This is a genomic window from Rhodococcus sp. ACS1, assembly GCF_002300155.1.
In the GTDB taxonomy this organism is placed as follows: Bacteria; Actinomycetota; Actinomycetes; order Mycobacteriales; family Mycobacteriaceae; genus Rhodococcus_F; species Rhodococcus_F koreensis.
The window spans coordinates 421,623-442,604 of the sequence record NZ_NSDZ01000008.1 but is presented as its reverse complement, the minus strand read 5'-3'; the positions used below and the strand labels follow the sequence as shown (position 1 = coordinate 442,604).

Here is a 20,982-nt window from a genome sequence, read left to right as displayed (position 1 = left end):
GGGTTACGCCCTGTCACTCGGTGAATCGCTCGATCCAGCGCCGGATCGTCTCATTGGTGGCACCGTTCGCTCGCGCCCACGCGTGTATTCCGCCGGGGTACGTCTCCCACTGCGCTAGAACCCCTTCGATGGCATCGGGAACGGCGCCGCGACGGTCGCGGTCGTGGGGATGCGCCCGGCCGAGTTCGGGAGCGAACCGAGTGATCCGCGCCAGGACGGCCGGCATGTGTTCGTTGGTCGAGACGTAGTCGGCGATGATGTCGCCGGGTTCGACGCCTGCGATGCGCAGCAAGAGGGCCACGGCGATTCCGGTGCGGTCCTTGCCCGCTGCGCAGTGAAGCAGCACCGGCCCGGGGGCGGTGGCCGCGACCTGCAGGACGTCCGCGAGTTGCTCCCCCGCGTTGATCAGGATCCCCTGGTAGATGTCCGCGAGCCGGGCGCCCTGGCTGGGTGCGGTGACTTCGGTGTCGGTGAGCAGGGGGATCAGGTGCACTGCGGTGCTGTCGGACTGCAGCGGGTGTGTGCGGGCGGCGAACTCCCGGGGGCTGCGGAGATCGACGACGGTCCGGACCGGCCATTCGGCGACGGCGGTGGGCCGGGCGTCACCGGGCGCGGGCAGCGCGCTGCGGTACAGCACTCCGGGACGTGTCCGGCGCCCGTCGGAGGCGGGCAGGCCACCCAGATCGCGGAGGTTGGGGAGAACATCGATGTCGGTCACCGTCATATCAGTTTCTTCCTGAGATAGGAGGCGGCGCGGTCGAGGGTCACCACGACCACGAGCACGACCAGGACGATCGTGAGGACGTTTCCGTACTCGAAGAGCCGGAGTTGCTGGGTGAGTTCCATGCCGATGCCACCGGCGCCGACGATGCCGAGCAGCGACGCGGCGCGCACGTTCCCGTCGAGCACGAGGAGGGTGTAGCTGGCGATGGTCGGCACGCTCTGCGGCAGCAGGACCCAGCTGATGCGCTGGGAGCGGGTGGCACCGGCCGCGGCAGCCGCCTCCCAGGCCCGCATGTCCATGGTCTCGAAGATGTCGGCGAACAGCCGGGCCATCCCCGCCGCCGATCCGATGACGATGGCGAGGGTGCCCGCGAGCGGACCCAGGCCCACAGCGGAGACGAACAGCAGCGCCCACATCAGTTCGGGGATGGCCCGGGTGACATTGATCGACGTGCGCGCAGCGTGGTGGAGCCAGGCCTGACCGAAGACCGAACGCGCGCCCAGCAGCGCCCACGGCAGCGCGAGGGCGACACCGATCGCGGTGCCGACGACCGCGATCGCAAGGGTCTCGCCCATCAGGGTGACCGCGGTCGGGAGGATGGACAGGTCGGGCGGGAACATGCGGCCGACGAAGTCGGTGATGTTCGGGATCCCGTCGAGCAGGGCAGCGACGGAGAACTCGGTGGCCTGCGCCGACCAGAGGATCACCACGGCGGCGACGAGGACGCCGGCACCGGTCTGCCAGGACGGCCGTCGCAGCGCGGCGAGGTCGGACGTCGACAGGGGCGTCGACGGAACGCGTTCGGTGTCGAGGGACATCACCGCACCCCCGCCGGCGCACGGTCGGGTTCGGCGTAGAGCAGATCGAGATCGGCGGTCGTGACGGATGCGGTGGGGCAGTCGAAGACGACGCGTCCGGCGCGCAAACCCACCAGCCGGTCTGCGACGTGTCGGGCCAGATCGACATCGTGCAGATTCAATACCGCGGTGAGTCCCTCGACGCGAGCGAGTCGCACGATGTCGTCGACGACGCCGCGGGCGAGAACCGGATCGAGGTTCGCGACGGGTTCGTCGGCGAGCAGCATGTCGGGTTCCTGCGCGAGCGCGCGGGCGATGGCCACGCGCTGACGCTGCCCGCCCGACAATGCGTCGGCCCGCTTGCGGAGCTGTTCCTCGAGTCCGAGGCGGCGGACGGCCTCGACAGCGATCTCCCGGTCGGCGCGGCGCACGAAGTGCACGAGGCTGGGCAGCAGCTGCTGGTAGGCGAGACGCCCGATGAGCGTGTTGGACAGCACCGTCGCACGTTCTACGAGCTGGAACTCCTGGAACACCAACCCGACTCGCGCGTGGGCACGACGTTTGGCGCGGCCACGCAGCCCGCCGCGGTCGACTCCGTCGTGCAGCACCCGCCCCGATGTCGGTGCCGCGAGACCGGCGAGGCAGCGCATGAGCGTCGACTTCCCGGCGCCGCTGCGACCGAGCACCGCGACGATCTCGCCGGGCGCCACCCGTACCGACACCTCGTGCAGTGCCGTGGTGCCGTCCGGATACCGGTAGCTCACCGCGTCCGCTTCCACCCGCGGCACACAGTGTCGGGTGGTCGTCATTTCCGCGACAGCTCCTCGAGATTCACACCGAGTTCGGTTGCGGCGTCGCGGAAGATCGCGAAATCGCTGTCCTGTGCCTTCTCGAAGCTGGTCGCGCCGACCACCCCGAGCGCCGCTGTGTTGTCGCCGCCCACGAACGCGTCGACGACGCCCTGCTCGATCGCGGGGTCGAGATCCTTGCGCGCGATGATCACCAAGGAGACCGGGATGGGGTTGGACTCGGCGACGATCTTCTGAGCGGAGCCGTCGATGACACCCTTGTCCACCATGGACTGGTACGAGGACCGGGCGTCCGCGGCGCAGTCGACCGAGCCCTGCTTCACCGCGAGTTCGGCGGTGTCGTGGCCACCTGCGTAGGTGCCCTCGATGTCGGTGTCGGGGTCGATGCCCGCCCGCTTCAGCAGAAGCTTGGGGATGTAGTTGCCGCTGGTGGACCCGGCGTCGACGAACGCGACCTTGCGGCCGCGGAGGTCGTCGATCGAGTCGATGCCGGTACCGGTGCGGCACACGAACACCGAACTGTAGGCGGCGCCCTTGGCCACCACGAGCGGCTCGACACCGGCGACGGCCTCGGCGAGCGGGGTGGGGAAGGGGCTGAATGCGGCAACGTCGATGAGGCCCGACCGCATGGCCTCGACGATCGACAGGTAATCGCTCGTCGGCTTCACTTCCACCGACTTGCCCGTCCCGTCCGCGATCAGCGAGGTGATCGGTGCGAACTTCGCCTGCAGGTCCGCGTTGGCCTCCGCTGGCGGCAGCCCCACCTTCAGTACATTGGGTGCGCCGTCCTGGGCGGAGGAGTCGCCGCAGGCGGCGGCACCGTACAGCGTGACCGCGCAGGCAGCGGCGGCCAGCGTGCGGCGCAGGGTCGGGTGGATGCTCACGGGCGGGGCCTTTCCGAAAAATGTTCGAAGATGATGGCCCGAATAGTCATCTATACAAATAGACTGAACCACGCCCGTGGGTATCCGGCAAGTAAAGTCCTCTTGAACAGGAGAAATATCACTCGCCGCGTATCCCCCCAGGCAATAGGTCATCTAGACTTGCCGCATGCCAAGCAAAACGTCCGCAAGCCGGGTGCCGCTCTACCGGCAGGTGCAGGACGTCCTGCTGCAGCGACTCGACGGCGGCGCCCTGCGACCGGGGGACCGACTGCCGACCGAGACCGACCTGGCCGCCGAACTCCGGGTGAACCGGCTGACGGTCCGGCAGGCCATCGGCGAGCTGACCCGCGCGGGCCGGCTGGTGGCGCGGCAGGGGTCGGGCACCTTCGTGGCTCCGCCGCCCCAGCACTTCCCCATCGAACTTGTCGCCAGCTACATCGGTGGCCCCGACGGTCTCGGCGCCGCCTTCACGGCCGTGGGCCGCACACTGAACGAGACGCTCGTGGCCAGTGAGATAGTGCTCGGCGCCAGCGCACCGCAGGCCGAGGAGCATCTGCCCGACACCCGACTGCGTCGCATCGACACCGTCCTCACGGTCGACGGCGAACCCTGGTTCGCGAACTCGGTATGGATGGACGATCGCCGGTTCGCCGGCATCGATCGGCACCTGCAGGACGGCGCCCCGCTGTACACGGTGTGGCGGGACGTCTACGGCGTCCGGCTGAAGGCCGCATGGCGATCGTTCGCCGCGGCGGTTGCCTCACCGCGAATAGCAGAACTGCTCGAAATACCTTCGGGTGCACCGGTGCTGCTACGTGACGGCCTGAACGTCGACGAGGACGGCACCCCCACCGTGTACATCAACCGGTCGTGCCGAAGCGACCGCGTGCGATTCGTCGCGAACTACCGACAGACGGACTGAGCGACCGCCATCAGGTCGACATCTGTCCTGCCACACCCGCTCGAACGGTTCAGGTCGTAGGCGGACCGTGCTCTCACGGCCGACACGCTCACGGGTGGCGGGCAAGATCCATCAGTGGTCGACTCAGGTCATGAAATCACCGTGGCCACGGCGTCGATGTCCGCGCGCGAGGTGAGGAACCCGTTAACGGGGTGGTCGTCGTCGGCGTATCCGAACGAGATTCCGACGACGATCTTGCGATGCTCGGGGATACCCAGGCGCTCGCGCAAGAACGGGGCATGCGATGCGAGGGCGGCCTGCGCGATGGCGGCCAGGCCAAGGGACTGCGCGGCGAGTAGGAAGTGTGCGACATACACGCCGCAATCGACGGCGCCATAGGTGCCGAGATCGGCCTCTGTTGTGATCACTGCGACAGCAGGAGCACCGAAAAAGCGGAAATTCTCGAGGGTCTGTTCGCCGGACGCGTGTCGGTCGCCCCGGACGATGCCCACACTGTCGTACAACTGCCATGCGCATTCGCGGCGCCGCTCGAGGAATTCCCCCGTATACCTCTCGGGGAACGGAAAGTCCGTCTCCCCGGAGTGGGTCTGCACGTAGTCGGCGAAATCGTACCGAATCGCTTCCAGCGCATCTCCTTCGATCACGGTGACGTGCCACGGTTGCGTGTTGCACCACGATGGGCTGCGCTGGGCCATCGTCAGGAGTCGGCCAAGGATCTGGGGCGGGACGGGCGTACCCAGGTACGCACGGCAGCTTCGCCTCTCGGTCAGCAACTCCTCCAGAATCGTGACCTGTTCTTCTTTGGGTGCACTCATTTGGCAGACCTCTTTTGCTTGATCTTCTATCGAATGCGATTTCGAGCCCCACGGCGACGGTCCCCATCGCGAACCGGATCACCGGGTCAGTCGTCGTCGTACGTCCCAGCTAGATGCGCGTGCAGCGCAACCGAGCGCAATTCCGCTCGCGTCACGGCGATTCTGGCGAGAACGTTCTGCGCACGCGTCAGACAGCTGCGCGGCCGCAACATGATGTTGAGACAGGCAGAAACTGTCCGACACCGGCATCGTGCCTTCCTCGTCCCGTTGCTGTGTTGGATGAAGTGTTGGCTGGTCTGCTCTGTGTGCATGCGGTTGCCCGATCAACTCATTCATCATCATCATCGGCGTGAGCGTAAGCCGTTGGGGAATAGTAGTTTCAGCGATTCTATCGGCGATGAACTACGCCTCGGGGGGACGGAAGCGATGTCCGAGCCGGCGGTCATGAGATCACCATGGCCACGGCTACAGTAGCGCTGCAACCCGCTTCGCGACATCTGCGGTCGACCGCACGGCGTGATCAGGCGGTGGGTGCGAGGATCTCGGTGATGGGCGCGCCGGCGGCAATCTTCATGCGTGCCTTCATGACCTGGCCGGGTAGCCCGGCGCCGACCACACCGGTGAGTCGGCCCGCGCGCTCGTAGTAGGCGAGGAACTTGCGGCCGTCGTCCCGCACTACGTGGACGGTGTCCTCGGCGCGGACCGCGCCGAGCGCCTGAATCTTCACGCCGTACTGGTCGCTCCAGAAGTACGGCACCGGATCGATGATCTCCGTGCCGGAGCCGAGCAGCGCACCGGCGAGCACCTTCGCCTGCTCCCCCGCGTTGGTCCAGTGCTCGAGACGGGCACAGCGACCCCCGGCGGTCTCCCATGCCGCGACGTCGCCGACGGCCCAAATGTGCGGTGCGGACGTGCGCCCGGCACCGTCACACAGCACGCCGTTCTCGACACGCACTCCCGAACCGTCGAGCCAGTCGGTCACCGGCACGGAGCCGATACCCACCACGACCAGATTCACATCGAGTTCGGTGCCATCGCTGAGGACCGCGCCGGTGACGCTGTCCGCGCCGCGCAGCTCCCGGACGCCGACGCCGACACGCACATCGACGCCTTCTCCGGTGTGCAGCCGCGCGACCAGCGCTCCGACCTGCTCACCGAGTACCGACGCGAGGGGGGTGGGCTGCGGCTCGACGAGCACCACATTCATGCCCCGCGCTCGGAGGCTGGCTGCGACTTCGCAGCCGATGAACCCGGCGCCGATGATCAACGCTCGCCCGCCTGGGACGATCTCCGCGCGCAGGGCCCGGCTGTCGTCGACCGAGCGCAGCACATGCACCCCGGTGAGCCCGGCTGCGTCGGATAACCGGCGGGGTCGCAGGCCGGTCGCGACGATCAGCTCGTCGAAGCTCACGGCCGTGCCGTCGGACAGGGTGACTTCGCGATTCGCGGTGTCGAGAGTCTGGGCGCGCACGCCGAGTCGGAGATCGATGCGTTGCTCGTCGAAGAAATCGCGGGGCCGCAAGGTGGTGTCGTCGTTCTCGCCGCGCACGAAGTCCTTCGACAGCGGGGGGCGGTCGTACGGCAGGTGCGGTTCGTCGCCGATCACCATGAGCTCACCGTCGAATCCTCCGCGCCGCAGTTCCTCGGCTGTGCGCACACCCGCCAGGCCGGCCCCGACCACGACGATCCGTTTCGTGTCGACCTCGTCGGTCATATCGGATCCTTTCTCCTGAAGTAAGCCGGACGCGCGAATGGCGGTAGGCATGGTGCGAAGAGTGATGTATTTCAGCCAGGTTCGGGCCGCGTCAGGCGTCTGCCGCATCGGTTTGCCGAATGGCGGTCGCCGGCGCCGCGGATCGGGCGGCACGCCGCGTAAGCCAGGCGAGCAGGACCACGCCGACGCCGGCCACGAGTGCGGGGATGGCGTTGAGGGTGAACAGGCGGATCTCATCCCACCCGTAGGCGAGGAGCATTCCTCCGATTGCCGGACCCACGATCGACGTGACGCGAGAGACGCCGTACACCCAGCCCACTCCGGTTGCGCGGGCGACGGTCGGGTAGAGCGTGCCGGCCAGGGCCGACAGGCCGACGATGGCTCCGGAGATGCCCATGCCGAGTACGAAGACGGAGGCGAAGAGTAGCGGCACCGATGCGAAGACTCGGGAGACGGTCATGATGGCCCCGGCTCCGACGAAGAGTCCTACCGCGCAGATGGTTGCGGGCTTGCCGAGTTTGTCGGCGAGGTATCCGATCGTGACGCCGCCGACGACACCGCCGAGGCTGAACAGCGACGCCGCGATGACGCCGACCTTGGCCGTGTGGCCTGCCTCTTCGAACAGGGCGGGCATCCAGTTGTTGAGGAAGTAGACGACCATCATCGCCAGGCTGAATGAAACCCAGAGCACCAGGGTCGACGCTGCTCGTCCGTTTGCGAACAGCGCCGCGACGGAGGACTTGGGTTCGTTCGACTCCTCGACGACCGGAGCCTTGTCGTGGTCCGAACCGGGGACGAGCAGGTTCAAGATGCGCAGGGCCTCGCCCGGGTGGCCGCTGACCATAAGGAACTTGATCGACTCCGGCATGCGGTAGTAGGCAAGCACCGCCAGGACGAGGGGGACTGCGCCGCCCACGATGAAGACTGACTTCCACCCGAAGGTCGGCATCAGGACCGTCGCGAGGAATCCCCCGAGGAAAGCCCCCAGTGAGGGGGTCGCCGCGATCAGGGTGAGCACCCGCTGCCGGTTGCGGGCGGGCACGCATTCAGCCACCAACGCCATCACGTTCGGAATCACACCGCCCATGCCCACTCCTGCCAGGAAGCGGACGACCACGAGCATTTGCACGGTGGTGGCGAGTGGGGTGAGCAGCGCGAAGAGTCCGATGAACAGGAGGCTGATGATGATCAGTCTCCTGCGGCCGAACCGGTCCGCGGCTGGGCCCAGTGCCATTCCGCCGACCATCATGCCCAGAAGGCTGGCGGTGAAGACCGCACTGTAGGTGGGGAGCGCGATGCCCAGATCGGTCGTCACCGCCTTTGCGGTGAAACCGAGGCTGAGGACGTCGAGACCGTCGATCAAGCCGATGGCAATGCACAGGGCGATGACATGCCGCTGGGCTCGTGAGAGAGGAGCGTTGTCGATTGTCTCGCTGACACTGAGCACTCGGCTGGGGGACATGGTGTGCCTTCCGGTCAGAGGGGGTCGATAGCTATGTCACGGGGTGCGTGCGGCGGGCTCGCTGCTACTCGCCCCCGGGAGCACCGGCTCCGGTGAGAGTGCCCTCCGGTGTCACGTGGAGCGAGTTCTCGCGCGGGATGGGGATGGCCGGTCCCGGGCACGCGTAGCCGGTGCCTTCACCGCAGATGTTGCTGCGGAAGTAGCTGGTCTCGGTGACGGCTTCGGGCCAGGGGCCGGATTTGATGGCGAAGTATTGGATGGGCAGGAAGTACAGACCGTTCAGCACGATGGTCGCGGCCAACAGGGCGAGGAATCGCAGCAGCGTCTGTGTTCGTGGCTTGACGGGCACGCGCTCGATGCCGCGTTCGACGAGGGTCTGGTCCTTGTTGTTGGTGAAGAATCGCAGAGCTGTTGCGCCGGCGCACCATGCCCCGAAGAACATCGCGTGGTAGAGCGGGAATTGGTAGTAGGTGCCGGCATTGATGCTCCAGGCCGGATCTGCCCCGGGGATGGTGTAGAAGCCCAGCGGCATGAAGATCAGCCCTTCGAGGATCGTCGAGACGACGGTCATGACGATCCAGCTGATCAGAATGTTCATCGGTGTCGATACGCCGCGGCCCTTGAGTTTCGCCATCAGCGAGCAGCCCCAGATCACGGCGGGGAAGAGCACCGCGGCGTAGACGGCCGGCATCATCAAGATGGGCTCTGCGTGGAAGTTGCCCCTGGGCGCGGACCATCCGGGGAAGACGCCGGCGGTCCACGAACCGAAATTGACCATGTTGGGGTTGTAGACAGCGATGGTCTGGAAGTAGTTGAGCAGCGGGTCCCAGAACCAGAGCAGCAGCCATGCTATCCAGAAGAGTCCGTCTCGGGAGATCCTGCCGGTCCTGCGCCAGGGTTTGACGACGAACAGGTAGCCGGTGATCACCAGAAGGATCGGCATGACCACCTGCGTGATGGTCTGCACGACGGTCATCCAGGTGGGTTGGACGTCCGCTCCGACGGGGGTGGGGGTCGCGGTCCCGGAGGTGATCCATCGGGTCCAGACGACGAGCTGGAAGACCAGCAGTACCGCTCCCAGCGTTGCCCACCACAGCACGGGCCGCGCGAGGCGTACTCCGTCGGCGGACTTCGCGGGGCCGGGAGTCGCCGTGGTATCGGCTTCCGACGTTGACATGTCTTCTCCTGGTTTCGGGTGTGGCACGCGCTTTGTGGGGTATCGGGTCCGGTGAGACGGTGTGGGGCGCAATCGCTGTGGGTGGCATGTCTGTGCATGCCACCCACCTGCGCGTCGACCGAGCCGTCTCGGCGCCTACTTCTTGTCGAAGTTCAGGTGCAGAGATCGCAGCGAATTCCCGATGCCGGGCACCCAGGAGATCTCCGATTCGGGAGCCAATCCGAGGTTCTCGATTCTCCCGAGCAGTTCCTCGTAGGCGATCCCAATCTGCAATCGCGCGAGGTTCGAGCCCAGGCACCGGTGCACGCCGAGCCCGAATGCCATGTGCCCGCCCCGGATCTCGTCGAGCACCAACTCGTCGGCGCGATCGAAGTGCTCCTCGTCGCGGTTGGCGGAGTCGAACCGGACGAGCACCCGCTCCCCTGCCTTGATCGTCACTCCGTTGACTTCGGTGTCCCGGGTCGCCACCCGGGCCATGCAGCCCACGGGGGAGTCGAGTCGCAGGAATTCATCGAGGTCGCGCCGGACCCATTCCGGGTCACGCAACCGTTCCTCGACGTCGGGTTCGAGGGCGACTCGATATGCGATTCCGCCGATTGCCGAGCGGGTGGTGTCGAGTCCACCGAGGAACAGGATGCCGAGCATGCCCAGTTGCTCGTCCTCGGTGGGCGGGCGGTCACCGAAGTCGCCGGTGGTGATGGCTTTGATGATGCCGTCGGGCTGGTCGGGGTTGTTTCGGGCCTTGTCGAGGTACTTCGCGCACATCTGGTGCAGGTCCATCCACACGTCGGGTGTGGACTCCTCGGTGGCGCGCATCGAGATGCGTCGGGCCTCGTCGAGTTCCTCGGCGGTGAGGTCGCTGAAGACCACCTCGGCGAGCACCTTGGCGACGTAGGGTCCGGCGAACTCGGTCATGAGCTCGACTTCGCCGTTGCCGATCCAGTTGTCGATCAGGGCGCTGGCGTGCTCGCGCATCCGCGGCTCGAACCGCGAGAGGAACTTCGGTGACAGATACGGGCTGAGGAGTCGGCGGGCGTGGGCCTGGATCGGCGGGTCGCTGTCGATCGGGCACATGCTCACCGGTGAGGGCAGCGGCGGGGACTCCACCGAGGAGAAGGTCTGCCAGTCCTGCAACACCGTGCGGGCGTCCTCGAAGCGGGTGATCAGCCAGAATCCGCCGTGGGCATCGGTGTGCGGGACGGGGCATCCCTTGCGGGCGTACGAGAAGAATTGGTACTTCGAATCTTCGTGGACGGGGTCGAAGATGTCGAAGTGCTCGGTCATCGAGTTGGGGAAGTCGGTTGTGGTCATCAGATGTCTCCGGGTCAGGGTGCTGGTTCGTGCTCGGGTGTCACGCGTCGCGGACGACGATGCCGCGAATGTTCTTGCCGGCGAGCATGTCCTGGTACCCGAGGTTGATATCGTCGAGTGAGTAGCGGGTGGTGACCAGCTCGTCGAGCTGGAGTTGGCCGTTGCGGTAGAGGGCGGCGAGTAGCGGGATGTCTGCGCGGGGGTTGCATCCACCGAATACCGTTCCACGTAATTGCTTTTCGTACATTGCGAACATCTGGAGGGGGATCTTGGCATCGTGGTCGTCGAAGGGTGCGACGCCGGTCAGCACGGCACGGCCGCCCTTGGAGACGAGGTCGAGGAACGGCTCCATCATCGTTCCTCTGACCACGCCGACCGTCAGGATTGCGACGTCGGCCATGACGCCGCGTGTGATGTCGGAGACCAGTTCCCGGGCTTCTTCGAAGGAGGAGGCGGTGTGTGTTGCTCCGAAGGTCTTGGCCTTGTCGTGTTTGAACGGCACCGGGTCGACGGCGACCACGTTCTTGGCGCCGGCCAGGCGGGCGCCCTGCAGGGCGTTCGCGCCGATGCCGCCGATGCCGACGACGACGACCGTTTCCCCTGGCTGCACCTGGCCGACCCGCACCGCCGAACCCCATCCGGTGGGAACACCGCAGCCCAGCAGGCACGCGACGTCGAAGGGGATGTCTTCGTCGAGCTTGACGCAGTTGGCCTCGTTGACGACGACGTGGCTGCTGAAGGTGCCGAGCAGGGCCGCGGGACCGAGGTCACGTCCGCGTGCGTGGGTCCTGACCCCGCCGCTGATCATCTGGCCGGTGCCGATGAGAGCTCCGAAGTCACAGAGGTTTTGGCGTCCGGTCGAGCACCAGTGGCATCGCCCGCACACCGGGGTGAAGGAGAAGACGACGTGGTCGCCCACTTTGTGGTGCAGGACGCCCGGTCCGACCTGTTCGATCACGCCGGAACCCTCGTGACCTCCGATTACGGGGAAGTTCGCGGGGGCGTCGCCGGTGCGAGCGTGGTCGTCGGAGTGGCACAGTCCGGCCGCTTCGATCCGGACGAGGACCTCCTGCTCCTGAGGTGGATCAAGTTCGATCTCCTCGACGCTGAACGGCTCCCCGGGCCCCCACATCACTGCGGCCTTAGCCTTCATGTTCTCCACCTTCCTGAATGCTTATGATGCTGCACGCCAATGGCTTTGCGTACGATGCGATGATCGGCCAGCCCGGCCGGCCTCACACTCGGAGACCGGGCTTTCGCGACCGTGCCCGCCCCGGCCGCCTGCGGCCCGGTTCGGCGCTCTCTGCGCGAATGCTCCGACGGGCCCTTCGACTCCACTCCATAGTGACGTGGATAACAGCTAATCAGGTGACACCGGGTTAGTCAAGAGGCGGCTTCCGGATCCCCGAAAATCGCCCTGACCTGCGCGTCCGAATCGCGATTCCGATGGCACTGTGCGGCGGATGTGTGGCCGACATCCCCGGATGGTGCGGCCAGGAGGTTCGCCGACACTGTCGCCCGCGAGCTCGTCGGCGGCACTTGCCACGCCGTGAACGGGTGGATTAGCATCCGGTGCACGACGAGGCGCAATCGGCGCCCGGATCTTCCCCTCGGCAGTCGCCACGTTCTCGCGACCCTCCCGCACACCACAATTCGAAGGCGGACACCTATGATCCCCATGACCATCGACGGTAAGCCGGCCGTCACCACAGAAACGTTCGATGTCGTCAACCCGGCGACCGGCGCGGTGGAAGCCCAGGCACCCGAGTGCAGCATCGAGCAGTTGAACGAGGCGATGGACGCGGCGCAGCGCGCGTACGAGTCCTCGTGGCGCACCGACGAGAGCGCGCGTCGGGAGGCGCTGCGCGCGGTCGCCGACGCGATCGAGGCACATCACGACGAGTTGACCGAACTGCTGATCCTCGAGTCGGGCAAGCCCGCGACCTTCGCGCACATGGAGAACCAGGGCGCGCCGCCCTGGTGGCGCTACTACGCCGACATGGACCTGCCGCGGTCGGTCGTCGTCGACGACGCCACCGCATTCGTCGAGCAGGTGTATCGCCCGCTCGGAGTGGTGGCTGCGATCACCCCGTGGAATGGTCCGCTCGGACTGGCGGGCTGGAAGATCGCCCCAGCCCTGCGGGCCGGCAATACCGTCGTGATCAAGCCGTCGCCATTCACACCCCTCTCTACCCTCCGCCTCGGCGAGATCATGGCCGGGATCCTTCCGCCCGGGGTGGTCAACGTGGTTTCCGGGGGTGACAAGATCGGCGCGGCGATGACCTCGCATCCGATCCCCCGCAAGATCAGCTTCACGGGATCGATCGAGGCCGGCCGGCACATCGCAGTGTCGGGCATCCGGGACTTCAAGCGCATCACCTTGGAGATGGGCGGCAACGACGCGGCCATTCTCCTCGACGACATCGACGTCGAGAAGGCCGTCCAGGCGTTGGTACCGCTGACCACGATGAACTGCGGCCAGATCTGCGCCATCCCGAAGCGCATCTTCGCCCCCGCCGCCCTGTACGACCAGGTCGTCGACGCATTCACCGCGGCCTACGACCGGATCGTCGTCGGCGCTCCCTATGACGAGGGGACGCAGATGGGACCCCTGTCGACCAAACCGCAGTTCGACCGCATCAAGGATCTCGTGTCGGATGCGAAATCCGCTGGCGCCCGGGTCACTGCCGGCGGCGGTCCGCTCGACGGCAACGGATACTTCTTCCGGCCCACCGTGCTCGCCGACGTCGCCGAGGGTGTACGGATCGTCGATGAGGAGCAATTCGGTCCGGCGCTGCCGATCCTGAAGTACGACTCGATCGACGACGCCGTGGCCCGTGCCAACAACACCGAATTCGGGCTCTGCGGCTCAGCGTGGTCGTCTGATCCCGACCGTGCCGCCGCAGTCGCCCAGCAGCTGGAGGTCGGTACCACGTTCGTCAACGCGCACGCGATTCTCCCGCCGCACATCCCCTTCTCCGGCGCCAAGGCGAGTGGGCTGGGAGTGTCGAACGGCTTGGCCGGACTGCTCGGATTCACCGAACCGCAGGTCATCCACCGCGTCCGAGCCTGATCTTCATTCGTGTCGGCAGGTCCTCGCCTGCCGACACGAATGTCGTTCCACACCAAAACCAGAACTAGAAGGATCCAACATGAACGTTCACGTCAGTGCCGACTTGACTCGGTGCCAGGGACACGCACGGTGCCTGCTCGCCGCACCGGAAGTATTCGATGTCGACGATTACGGCAAGGTAGTCATCCTGGACAAGGACGTAACGGGTGAGCTCGTCTCCTCGGTCGAGGAGGCCGTCGCGAACTGCCCGGAAACGGCGCTGTCCCTCACCCGCGACAGCTAGCCACTCGGCCCGTCCGCCGGGTGCCTGGTCAGTCTTTCCACAACCGCCTGGTCACCCCGAGGCGAAAGGCGCTCGGAAGTCGTCCGGAGTGGCCGTCCCGCGCTCACGGGAGGCCGGGGGTCCACGCAGTGCCTCTTCGGTGCGGTGCCGTCGAAAATAGGTGTGCACCAAGTAAACCGGAAATCCGCAGGAGGGCGACATGGCGCGACCGCGTACACCACGTATTTCCCAGAAGAGGCTCATTCGCATCGCGCTGCGGGTGATCGACAAGGATGGCCTCGCTGCGTTCAGCCTCAAGCGGCTCGCCGACGAACTACAGGTGCACGAGTCCTCGGTCTACCATCACTATCGGTACAAGCACCTCATCCTGGAGGACGTCGTCAGACTGGTGCTGTCCGATATCGATGTGACGACCATGCCGACGGGTTACTGGAAAGACTATTTGCTTCACGCCAGCATTCGGTACTACCGCGCGGTCGTCGCCCACCCGAATTTGGTTCCCGTCCTGCAGACGTCCTCGCATCCGCCGTACACGCACGCTGTCGAGAACCACACGGCAGCAATGCTCTTTCAGTCCGGATTCCCGGCACGGTACGTGGTCCTCATCCGCGAACAGCTCGAGTCGCTGATTCTCGGAGCTGTGCAGTATTCGGGCAATATCGAGCTGTTCACCGAGGTCGACGTCCGACATGCCGCACTGGTGCGGGCGACTCGGGCGGTCGGCGAGATCACGCCCGAGGAACGCATCTTCCATGCCCTGCGCGCCTTCCTCGATGGCCTGGAGCTGCAACTGCCTCTCTGGCAGCAGTCCGCCCCGGATCCTGATCCTGGCGTGTCCACCTCATCCGCCGGCCCATCCACCCAGGCGGCGCCGGGGCTCGGGGACTCCGAGCAGGCCCTGTCCGGCTGACGGATACGGCGCGGAACGCGAGCGGAAAGAGTCGTCGTCCACCCTGGGCCGAGGCATGTCCCGGGAAGGCTCTCCGTCCGCTGGACTTCCGATCCCGATCCGAGACCCCGGTGCACTGCTGTCATCGGGGTCTGTGCGCGACTTCGCTGCCCCACAGTCGGTCCCCCTGTCCTGTTCGGGTATGCCGGCTTTGGGTGATGGGTTCCCGGAAGGCGGTATTGACCAATCAGGTGTCACCTGATTAGCTGTGATCTACACAACGCGCCTCGGACACTACGACGCGCGTCCGCAACCGCAGGAGAACACATGCCTGGTGCACTTTCGGGATTGCGAGTCCTCGAAATCAAGGGAATCGGCCCCGGCCCGTTTGCAGCCATGCTGCTCGCCGACATGGGCGCCGATGTCATTCGAGTCGACCGACCCGACCCGGAGAACGACCCCGCCGGAGCAGACGATCCCACCCACGCCGTCCTCGCCCGCGGGCGGCGGTCGATCGTCCTCGATCTCAAGAGTCCGGAGGGGGCAGACACCCTGCTCCGCCTGGTCGAGACTTCCGACGTGCTGATCGAGGGCTTCCGCCCCGGCGTCATGGAGCGACTCGGTGTCGGACCGCAGGTGTGCCTCGAACGCAATCCACGACTGGTGTACGGACGAGTGACCGGCTGGGGACAGGAAGGCCCGCGCGCGCGGTCGGCGGGGCACGACATCAACTACATCGCGCTGTCCGGCGCTCTCCACAACATCGCACGCCCCGGCCAGCCCCCGACACCACCGCTGAACTATGTCGGCGACTATGCCGGAGGCTCCCTGTTCCTGCTGTTCGGCATCTTCTGTGCCCTCCACGAACTACAGCGTTCGGGACGCGGCCAAGTCGTCGACGCTGCGATCGTCGATGGGGCCGCGCTTCTCACCGCCCCGTTTCAAGCCATGCTCGCGAAGGGCTTGTGGAACCGGGAGGCGGGCACGAACATCCTCGACGGATCGGCTCCCCACTACGACGTCTACTGCTGCGCGGACGGCAAATACATCAGCATCGCTCCGAACGAAGCCAAGTTCTACGCCGTTCTGCGGGACAAGCTCGGTTTGACCGGAGCCGACTGGGACGAGCAACACGACCGCGCGCTGTGGCCGAAGCGCAAGGAGCAGTTGACGGCCCTTTTCGCCGAGCGCACCCGGGACGAATGGACGGCGCTCCTGGAGGGGACCGATGCGTGCTTCGCTCCGGTGCTGGACCTGGTAGAGGCTCCCGCCCATCCCGACAACATCGCCCGCGAGGTCTACACGCAGGCGAACGGGCTCACGCAGCCGAGTCCTGCACCGCGGCTGAGTCGTACACCGGGAACCATCGGAGCGCGGCCGCCGGCCCACGGCGAACACACACAGGAAATTCTCGATGAGTTGCGCACTGCGATCACAGCAGAGCGATAGTCCACACCGGGTCAACGTCTCCAATCACGCTGTCCCGTTTCAGAAAGGTGATCTACATGTCCTCCGCTGATCTCGCCGATCGCTGCTCGCTGGCGCATCTCATGCAGCGGCACCTTCGGGACCGCCCCGACGCGCTCGCCATTCGAGAGATCGACGGCGAGGCTGAACTGACATGGACCGACGTACACGACCTCGGGCTGGCCTGGGCGGGTGCGCTGGCCGGCGCGGGGGTGTCGGCCGGTGACTGCGTCCTGGCAATGCTGCCCAACAGCGCGGCCAGTTTCGTCACATGGCTCGGCTCGTCGTACCTCGGAGCCGTCGATGTTCCGGTGAACGATGCGTACCGAGGTGCGTGGCTCGACCACGTGATCGCCAAGTCACGTGCATCGGTGGCGATCGTCCATGCCGACTATCTCGACCAGTGGCAGGAGGTCATCACGCGGCACAGCCTCTCCCTCGTCGTCGTCGGGGGCGATGCCCGCCGTGATGACACCGTCTCCGGCACCCGCATTTTCGCCGCCGAACTCTTCCTCGACGCGGCCGAGAAGATCGCCGAGCCGGTCTTCGGGGCGCGGGGCGACATCGCGTCGGTGCTGTGGACCTCCGGCACAACCGGTCCGAGCAAGGGCGTCATGATGCCGTGGGGGCAGTGGTGGAACCGTGTCGTCGACTCCAACTACCTTCCGGATGTGTCGCAATGGCCGGACGCGGTCATGTACCAGCCGTGGCCGGTGTTCCACGTCTCCGGCCGAGAGTCGTTCTACCGGATCCTCGTCAACGGAGGAAGCCTTCGCCTGCGGCGCCGTTTCTCCACGAGTGAATGGTTGTCGGATATTAGGCGCGAGAACTGTGACTGGACCTACCTGGTGGGGTCGACACCCCGGTTCCTGCTGGATCAGCCCGCCCGAGCGGACGACCAGGACAACCCGTTGAAGCTGGTGCTGTTCGGACCGGCCCCGCGCGAGATCGAAGAGTTCTGCACCCGCTTCGGTGTCGAGCACGGGGTCACGAGTTACGGCCTGACCGAAGTCAACAACCCGCTCAACTCGCTCGATTACCGAATCGACGAACAGAACTACTGGTCGTGCGGAAAGCTGCACCCGAACCGCCGAATTCGCCTCGTCGACGAAGCCGGCCGCGATGTTGCCGACGGTGAACCCGGTGAGCTGCTTGTGCTCGACGAACGCGCCGAGCACAAGATCTTCTCCGGCTATCTCCACGACCCCGACGCCACGGAGGCCGCGTTCATCGATGGCTGGTTCCATTCCGGGGACCTTCTTCGGCGTGACGAGGGCGGCCATTACGCGTTCGTCGACCGTCGCAAGGACGCGATCCGGCGGCGCGGCGAGAACATCAGTTCGTTCGAGGTGGAAGCCGCGGTGAATTCGCATCCGGACGTCGTGGAATCCGCGGCGTTCGCGGTTCCCTCGGAAATCGTCGAGGACGAGGTCATGGTGGTGATACTGCGCGCAGCGGAGAGCACTCTCAGTGCGGCGGAGCTGCGGAGCTACCTCGAGAAGATCATGCCGAAGTTCGCGCTTCCGCGGTACATCGAGTTCGCCGACGACCTACCGAAGACCCCGAACCAGAAGGTGCGCAAGAGCGTGCTGCGCGAACGTGGCATCACCGACAGCACCTGGGATGCGGTCGCCGGCGCAGAGGCGGCACCACAACCGACGGGCGCGTAGTCGTGGCTGGGTCCTTGCTCGTGGGCGGTCGAGGACCCAGCCATTGCCCTAACGGCCGCCACGAACCGCTCTGGGTCCGGTCAGGTTGTGGACTTGACGGGGGTGCGGCGCCGAGTCTTCTTGGCGGGACTGACCACCGGCGCCGCGGTCCAGGACTCCAACTGCCGCTCGAGTCCGTCGAGGTAGGAGTTGAGTGCCAGAAGGAAGCGGTCCTCGACCGTGGTGCGGCCCGCCGCGTCGACGATGGAGCCCAGTTCGGTCAGGTCCCCGGGCAGCTCGTCGAACAGGTCGCGGTGCGCGAACTGCAACGCGCCGATGGTCAGGGCCTCGAGATGCTCGCGGATTGCCAGGACGTATTCGGGCGGAAATCCTGCCTTCAGGAGTACCGCGGCGGTCTGGTTCTCCCGTTCGAGGCCGAACGTGCGTGGTCGCTGTTCGGTCAGGAGCGGAATCACCTCGGGATGAGCCAGCATCGTCTGCAGGTACGTCGTCGCAGCGTCGTAGACGTACAGCTTCCAGTTGTCCTCGATCGGCGAGTCCACCGTGAAGTCACTCAGGACCAGCATGAGGACGTCGGTGAGGATGTCCTTCTTGTAGCGGTAGTGGTAGTACACCGACGATTCATGTACCCCGAGTTCCGCCGCGAGCCGCTTCAAACTCAGACGGCTCAGCCCCTCCTCGTCGATCAACTTCAGCGCTGCTTCGATGATGCTCTGCCGGGAAATCAGCGGCGTCTTTGGTCTGGCCACGATCTTCCTTGCGCTCCTCGAGGTCGACTTCCTGCCGTCGCGCTGCTGCGCGGCGGCGCCACCGGTCACCGCAGGCACCGGTGCACATCCGCAGAGTGTATGCGCACATGACGGCCGCATGCGGACCCGCACCGGGTGCGTGGGACCACGGGTTTTGTCCGAAAGTGCGCCCAGGCCCCGACACAGTCTACCAACATTACCAGGTTTGGCCTGATAAAGGTCATCGGGCCGGACGCAATCCGTAGGCCGACACCACATAGGAGGATCCGAGATGAGCGCGCTCAAACTCGACTCGAAAGTCATCGTCGTGACCGGGGCAGGCAGGGGCCTTGGCCGCGAGCACGCACTCGCGTTGGCCGGCCGCGGAGCCACGCTCGTGGTGAACGATCTGGGCGTGGGACTCGACGGGCACGGCATGTCGCCGCGGCCCGCAGATGAGGTCGTGGAGCGCATCACCAGCGCCGGGGGAACCGCGATCGCCGATTACAGCGACGTCGCCACCGAGGAGGGCGCCAACGCCTTGATCGAACGGACCGAACGGGAGTTCGGCCGCCTGGACGGTGTGGTCAACAACGCCGGCACCTACCACCTCGCCCCGTTGCCCGAGGTGTCGGTGGCGGCCTTCACCGACCTGGTGAACGTGCATGTGATGGGCACCTTGCTGGTCACTCGCGCGGGCTGGCCGCTGTTGAAGAAGAGCACGACCGGCCGCATTGTGAACACCATCTCCGAGGCGTTTCTCGGCTACCGGCACCAGGGCAGCTACGGGGCGGCGAAGGGGTCGATCTTCTCGCTGACCCGGGTGATGGCCGTCGAGGGTGCCGACGACGGAATCAAAGCCAATTGCATCGTGCCCGCGGTCGCGAGCCGGATGGGCGCCCTGTACGCCGAGCACAACGGCATTCCACTCGACGCCGTGGGGCCCGAAAATTTACCCTCGGCGCCGGCCACGTCGGTCGCCACCTACCTGCTGCATCCGAGCTGCGGAATCAGCGGTCAGACGCTGAGCATCAACGGCGGCAATCTCACTCGCTGGGAGGTCGTGCAGACACAGGGCCATCCCTACGGTCCCGATCTCACCCCCGAGGACGTTGCGGCAGCGATCCCGCGGGTACTCGAACTCGGTGGCGCACGCGCCCGCGAGCTCGGGCTCTGACACCGTCCCGCGCAAGGCGTATCGAGGCTCTGCGCCTTGCGCGGACGGTGTCGGTGCGTTTACGGCGACGGCGCGGTCTGGTCGAGCGGCCAGCGGAGCAGGCGCCGGGCCGTGCGGCCCAGGAGTTGTTCCTTCTCGTCGAGGCTCAGTTGATCGGAATGCAGTATGAAGCCCAGTGATTCCGCGTAGGTGTGCATCCCGACGTACCCTTCCGCGGCCTTCGGGAAGCGAATGTTCCACCCCACTCGTCCGCGGAACCGTGAGATGTCCGATCCCCACGCCAGGCGCCGCACCCCGTAGCTTTCCAGCAGTTGTTCGACGTACTTCCAGGAGTCCCCGAACGGGTATCCCTCGGTCGACAGTCCCGGCGCCCCACATAATTTGATGGCGACGTTGTCCAATTCCGCGAGCGCCAGCACCGCAGGGAAGTCCTTCCACCATGGATCGTGCAGGACACTGTGGGGCGGTTGCGGGATCCCGAGATGGTCGACGATGAACTGGAGATCGGGGTATCTCCTGGCGATCGGCTCCAGCGCCGACACACCACCCCACAGGTGGATCAGGACGGGCACGTCCTGTTTCTGGCACGCGGCCAACGCCCGGTCGTATCCCCCGCTGGTGAACTTGACGAACTCCTGCGGGTGCGAGAGCGGGCCGGGCACGAAACGAATCGTGCGGACCGCCGGCCGGGCAGCGACGGCGGCGATCGATTCCTCGATGTCGGGGTCGTCCGGCGAGAGTTCCGGGCCCACCCCGGAGGAGGTGTTCTCCGGCCTGTCACCGTGCAGCATCGGAACACTCGAAAAATTGGACGGATACTTCTCCGAGAGACCCTCGGCCCACTGGAATTCTCGGGTCGGATGGAGCAGCACGGAGGTGACACCGACGGACTCCATCATTTGCAGGAGCATTTCCGTCAGGGCGCGGTGCTTGATGTCCTCGGAGACATCACTCCAATCGGCCCGTGGGCCGGGTTCGTGCAGTTGAAAATCGACAATGTCCACGTCGTCACTTCTCCGCTGTCAGTCACACCTGCGCGATAGCGAGTGTGATGGTTGGCTGTGCTGGGTCCAGGGGCCG

19 protein-coding genes are annotated in these 20,982 nt (G+C 66.0%); 7 read left to right on the top strand and 12 right to left on the bottom strand.

Annotation, left to right across the window (positions count from 1 at the left end; genetic code table 11):
* Positions 1 to 13: 13 nt before the first annotated feature.
* The 4 genes from CJ179_RS36325 to CJ179_RS36310 are packed head-to-tail and all read right to left on the bottom strand — an operon-like array spanning position 14 to position 3,214.
* Complete coding sequence (locus CJ179_RS36325; protein WP_095864637.1) at positions 14 to 724, bottom strand: tyrosine-protein phosphatase; 711 nt, start codon at positions 722 to 724, stop codon at positions 14 to 16.
* On the bottom strand, positions 721 to 1,542 hold the full coding sequence (gene phnE / locus CJ179_RS36320) for a phosphonate ABC transporter, permease protein PhnE (protein ID WP_095864636.1): 822 nt from the start codon (positions 1,540 to 1,542) through the stop codon (positions 721 to 723). Before phnE ends, CJ179_RS36325 begins: the two co-directional genes overlap by 4 nt.
* Entirely contained in the window at positions 1,542 to 2,330 is a 789-nt protein-coding gene (gene phnC / locus CJ179_RS36315) for a phosphonate ABC transporter ATP-binding protein (protein WP_095864635.1), read from the bottom strand. The genes phnE and phnC overlap by 1 nt, the downstream gene beginning before the upstream one ends.
* Positions 2,327 to 3,214 (bottom strand): phosphate/phosphite/phosphonate ABC transporter substrate-binding protein, encoded by an 888-nt coding sequence (locus CJ179_RS36310; protein ID WP_095864634.1) that lies wholly within the window; start codon positions 3,212 to 3,214, stop codon positions 2,327 to 2,329. The genes phnC and CJ179_RS36310 overlap by 4 nt, the downstream gene beginning before the upstream one ends.
* Before the next feature lie 166 nt (positions 3,215 to 3,380).
* Between CJ179_RS36310 and CJ179_RS36305 the strand changes: the two genes are divergently transcribed.
* Positions 3,381 to 4,136 (top strand): GntR family transcriptional regulator, encoded by a 756-nt coding sequence (locus tag CJ179_RS36305; protein ID WP_095864633.1) that lies wholly within the window; start codon positions 3,381 to 3,383, stop codon positions 4,134 to 4,136.
* A 128-nt stretch (positions 4,137 to 4,264) separates the two neighbouring features.
* Here CJ179_RS36305 and CJ179_RS36300 read toward each other — a convergent pair whose 3' ends face one another.
* From CJ179_RS36300 to CJ179_RS36275, 6 genes are all read right to left on the bottom strand, one after another.
* Positions 4,265 to 4,951: a nitroreductase gene (locus tag CJ179_RS36300; protein ID WP_095864632.1), complete on the bottom strand. Its 687-nt coding sequence runs from the start codon at positions 4,949 to 4,951 to the stop codon at positions 4,265 to 4,267.
* 520 nt (positions 4,952 to 5,471) lie between these two features.
* Positions 5,472 to 6,665: an NAD(P)/FAD-dependent oxidoreductase gene (locus CJ179_RS36295; RefSeq protein WP_095864631.1), complete on the bottom strand. Its 1,194-nt coding sequence runs from the start codon at positions 6,663 to 6,665 to the stop codon at positions 5,472 to 5,474.
* A 91-nt stretch (positions 6,666 to 6,756) separates the two neighbouring features.
* Positions 6,757 to 8,127, bottom strand: a complete 1,371-nt coding sequence (locus CJ179_RS36290; protein WP_095864630.1) for an MFS transporter — start codon at positions 8,125 to 8,127, stop codon at positions 6,757 to 6,759.
* 64 nt (positions 8,128 to 8,191) lie between these two features.
* Positions 8,192 to 9,304: a spirocyclase AveC family protein gene (locus CJ179_RS36285; protein WP_095864629.1), complete on the bottom strand. Its 1,113-nt coding sequence runs from the start codon at positions 9,302 to 9,304 to the stop codon at positions 8,192 to 8,194.
* A gap of 135 nt (positions 9,305 to 9,439) precedes the next feature.
* Positions 9,440 to 10,615 carry a cytochrome P450 gene (locus tag CJ179_RS36280; protein ID WP_095864628.1) on the bottom strand — a complete coding sequence of 392 codons (1,176 nt, stop codon included), beginning with the start codon at positions 10,613 to 10,615 and terminating at the stop codon, positions 9,440 to 9,442.
* Between the two features lie 40 nt (positions 10,616 to 10,655).
* Entirely contained in the window at positions 10,656 to 11,768 is a 1,113-nt protein-coding gene (locus tag CJ179_RS36275; RefSeq protein ID WP_095864825.1) for an NDMA-dependent alcohol dehydrogenase, read from the bottom strand.
* Between the two features lie 525 nt (positions 11,769 to 12,293).
* On the opposite strand from CJ179_RS36275, the gene CJ179_RS36270 reads away from it, so the two are divergent.
* From CJ179_RS36270 to CJ179_RS36250, 5 genes are all read left to right on the top strand, one after another.
* Positions 12,294 to 13,688, top strand: coding sequence for an aldehyde dehydrogenase family protein (locus CJ179_RS36270; RefSeq protein WP_257015954.1), 1,395 nt, complete (start codon positions 12,294 to 12,296; stop codon positions 13,686 to 13,688).
* Positions 13,689 to 13,767: 79 nt separating this feature from the next.
* Positions 13,768 to 13,971 carry a ferredoxin gene (locus tag CJ179_RS36265; RefSeq protein ID WP_095864626.1) on the top strand — a complete coding sequence of 68 codons (204 nt, stop codon included), beginning with the start codon at positions 13,768 to 13,770 and terminating at the stop codon, positions 13,969 to 13,971.
* A 199-nt stretch (positions 13,972 to 14,170) separates the two neighbouring features.
* A complete protein-coding gene (locus CJ179_RS36260) occupies positions 14,171 to 14,881 on the top strand; it encodes a TetR/AcrR family transcriptional regulator (RefSeq protein WP_095864625.1) in 711 nt (236 codons plus the stop codon).
* Positions 14,882 to 15,187: 306 nt separating this feature from the next.
* A complete protein-coding gene (locus CJ179_RS36255; RefSeq protein WP_095864624.1) occupies positions 15,188 to 16,309 on the top strand; it encodes a CaiB/BaiF CoA-transferase family protein in 1,122 nt (373 codons plus the stop codon).
* A gap of 56 nt (positions 16,310 to 16,365) precedes the next feature.
* The gene (locus CJ179_RS36250; RefSeq protein WP_143548969.1) at positions 16,366 to 17,997 is read left to right on the top strand and encodes an AMP-binding protein; all 1,632 of its coding nucleotides are present in this window, start codon (positions 16,366 to 16,368) and stop codon (positions 17,995 to 17,997) included.
* A gap of 80 nt (positions 17,998 to 18,077) precedes the next feature.
* Here the strand turns inward: CJ179_RS36250 and CJ179_RS36245 are convergent, their stop codons facing one another.
* Positions 18,078 to 18,746 carry a TetR family transcriptional regulator gene (locus CJ179_RS36245; protein ID WP_179377777.1) on the bottom strand — a complete coding sequence of 223 codons (669 nt, stop codon included), beginning with the start codon at positions 18,744 to 18,746 and terminating at the stop codon, positions 18,078 to 18,080.
* A 271-nt stretch (positions 18,747 to 19,017) separates the two neighbouring features.
* Here CJ179_RS36245 and CJ179_RS36240 point away from each other — a divergent pair, with 271 nt between their 5' ends.
* Complete coding sequence (locus CJ179_RS36240) at positions 19,018 to 19,902, top strand: SDR family NAD(P)-dependent oxidoreductase (protein ID WP_095864621.1); 885 nt, start codon at positions 19,018 to 19,020, stop codon at positions 19,900 to 19,902.
* A gap of 59 nt (positions 19,903 to 19,961) precedes the next feature.
* Here the strand turns inward: CJ179_RS36240 and CJ179_RS36235 are convergent, their stop codons facing one another.
* Entirely contained in the window at positions 19,962 to 20,906 is a 945-nt protein-coding gene (locus CJ179_RS36235) for an amidohydrolase family protein (protein WP_095864620.1), read from the bottom strand.
* Positions 20,907 to 20,982 lie beyond the last annotated feature (76 nt).